Raw genomic sequence first — 3,112 nt, 5'->3', positions numbered from 1 at the left:
TCGCGGATCAGGGCGGCAATGGCGGGCTCGGCGCGATCGAGATCAAGGGCCCCGGTGTCGTCGAGTTCGACGGCGCCAATTCCTATGCCGGTGGCACCACGATCGACGCGGGCGGCACGCTGCTGCTCGGAGCCGGCGGCACGCTGGGCGCGGGCGCTGTCACCAACAATGGCACGCTGCACTACATCCACACGACGACGGTGGCGAACGCCGTTGCCGACAATAACGACATCATCCTCGATGGGTCCGAGACCTATACCTTTGCGTCCGCGATCTCGGGATCGGGAACGATCACGTTCGGCACCGGATGGACCACGCTGGCCTTCAACAGCGGTGTGCCCACGCCCGTCATTCGCGGCTTCGGTGTCGGCGATGCCATCGATCTCAAGACAGTGGCCGCGACCGGCGTCGGTTCCTATGTCAACGGCATACTCACGCTGACCGGAGCGGGCGGTGCGGTCGTGGGAACGCTGAACTTCGATCCCGCGCAGGCGGATCTGATCTCGACCGGATTCCGCGTCGTGCCCGATGGCAACGGCGGCACCTATGTCGTGCTCAACGGCATCCAGACCGTCTTCGAGGTCTCCACGTTCGCCGAATTCCAGGCCGCACTGAAGTCGATCAACAATGGCGGCATCAATTCGGCCGGCAACACCGCCTATTCGATCAACATCCACGCCAACCTGTCCGTCACCGGTCTCATCGCTGCGATCGACATGGCGTCCGGCGATACCTTGGCCATCCACGGCCTCGGACACACCATCGACGGCGCGGTGAACGGTGTTGCGACATATTCCGGGCTGTATCTGCGTTCAGGCAGCCTCGCACTGTCGGACCTGACGATCCAGAACACCGTTCAGCATGGCGGCAACGGCACCGGCGATCCTCATTCGAGGAACGGCGGCGGTGGCGGCGGTCTCGGCGCCGGCGGCGGCCTGTTCGTCGGCGCGGGCGGTTCGGCGACGCTCGACAATGTCAGCTTCACCGGCGACCAGGCCATCGGTGGCAACGGTGGCAGAGGCTACAGCGCAGTACAGCCCCGAGATACCGACATCGGCCGCGGCGGCTTGTTTGAAGGGCGCTACAACTACAACAACGGCTATGGCGGCTTCGGTACCGGCGGGAGAGGCAGCAACGGCTTCATCGGTGCCGGCGGTGGCGGCTTCGGTGCTGGCGCTGGCGGCGGAGCCAGTGAGTTCAGCAACAACCCGTCTGGTTTCCACTCGCCTGGCCAGAATGGTGGCATCGGGGGCTATGGTGCTGGTGCCGGCGGCACCGGGCAATGGCCCGGCTTGTTGGGCGGCGGCGGCGGTGGCGGTGCCGGCCTCGGGGGCGCCATCTTCGTCATGGCCGGTGGTTCGCTGTCCGTCAGCAACGGCAGTCTTTCAGGCAACAACGCGATCGGCGGCGCCGGCGGCTACGGCAACAATAGCGGAGGCGCCGGCCAGGGCCTTGGCGGCGCGTTCTTCAACAATGGCAGCGAGATCGTCCTCACGTCAGCCGCGGGCAAGACGCTCAACATTGGTGACTCCATCGCCGGCACCGGCATCCTGGACCTCACAGGCGCCGGCGACTTCGTATTCTCGGGCGCGATCTCCGGCAACCAGACCATCAATATCGCGGGCTCAGGCGATGTGACGCTGACCGGTCCGATATCGGGCAGCGAGACCATCAACATCACGGGGGCCGGCGACGTGACCCTGACCGGTCCGATGACGGGCAACGAGATCATCAACGTCGCGGGGTCCGGCGACGTGGTCCTGTCGGGCTCGATCACGGGCAACGAAACCATCAACTACACGGGAACGGGCGCGCTGACGCTGCCGGTCGCCCATGTTGCAACCGTCGGCGACCTCGTCACCGCGATCACCGACGTCAATATCGGCGGCAAGCTGTCGATCGCCCGCGTCCATACCCACGAGATCGATCTGACGGCGGACACTTCGCTGACCGCGGGAATGCCGAAGTTCAACCTCGCTGCCGGCGACACCGTCACCATCAACACCGCGGGACATACGCTGGACGGCGCTGTCAACGGCGCCGGCGGCGGGTTCAGTTTTACGGCGAGTGTGTCCGGCGGCGGCGCCGTGCTGCTCGGCAACGCGGTCCCCACATTCAACGTCGCAAGTGTGTCGGACCTGTCGACCGCCTTCAACACCATCAATGTCGGAGGCTTGTTCTCTTCCCCGAATACCAGCTACGTCATCAATCTCGGGGTGGATATCCCGACGCTTGGCAGCCTGTCGTCGACGCTCAACCTCGCTGCCGGCGATACGCTCACCATCAACGCTGTGGGACACACGATTGATGGCGCGGTCAACGGCAATGGTCCGGGCTTCACCTTTGCGACTGGCGCGTCCGGCGGCACGCCGGTGTTCACGAACAATCCCGTCGCGACGTTCAGCGTCGGGACGGTTGCGGATTTCTACTCGGCGCTCGCGGCGATCAAACCTGGCGGCTTCTTCTACGGCACGAACATCAATTACGAGATCGACCTGACCGCCGATCTGGCGCTGAGCGGCAACATTCCGGCCATCCTGCTGGCATCGGGCGACACGCTCACCATCAAGGGCGGCGGTCACACCATCGACGGTTCGGTCAGTGGTGTCGCGACCTACAGCGGATTCGATCTGCAATCCGGCAATCTGGTGCTCAGCCACCTGACGGTCAAAGGCACCATTGCGCATGGTCACGATGGTCAGTCAGTCAGCTTCCAAATGGCCGGTGCCGGGGGCGGCGGTCTGGGAGCTGGCGGCGGCCTGTTCATTGGCGCAGGCACCTCCGCGACGCTCGACGGCGTGGTGTTCACTGGCGACTCCGCAATCGGTGGCTCCGGTGGCCACGGCGGCAGCATCGGCGGTTATTACGACTTCTTTGGCGCCGGTGGCGCCGGCAGCAGTTCGAGCGGCTACAGCCCGGGTGGGGCGGGTGGTTTCGGTCGGCAGCCGTACACCTTCCGACACTCCCGAAGCAACGGTCTGGCTGGCGGATTTGGTGGCGGCGGCGGCGGCGGGGCCAGCGTTTTAAGGATTATCCCGTTCGACCCGGTGTGGGGGGGCGATCTGTCTCCCGGCATCGGCGGCAGCGGCGGTTACGGCGCGGGCAGCGGCGG

At 65.5% G+C, this 3,112-nt stretch carries 1 protein-coding gene; it reads left to right on the top strand.

The genetic code is table 11. From position 1 onward, the window contains the following. A partial coding sequence (locus AXW67_RS42610; protein ID WP_201723629.1) for a beta strand repeat-containing protein occupies positions 1-3,112 on the top strand: 3,112 nt, incomplete at both ends.

Source organism: Bradyrhizobium neotropicale (genome assembly GCF_001641695.1).
GTDB classification, from domain to species: Bacteria; Pseudomonadota; Alphaproteobacteria; order Rhizobiales; family Xanthobacteraceae; genus Bradyrhizobium; species Bradyrhizobium neotropicale.
Note: the sequence above shows the minus strand (reverse complement) of the source record. Positions and strands in the feature narration are given on the sequence as shown.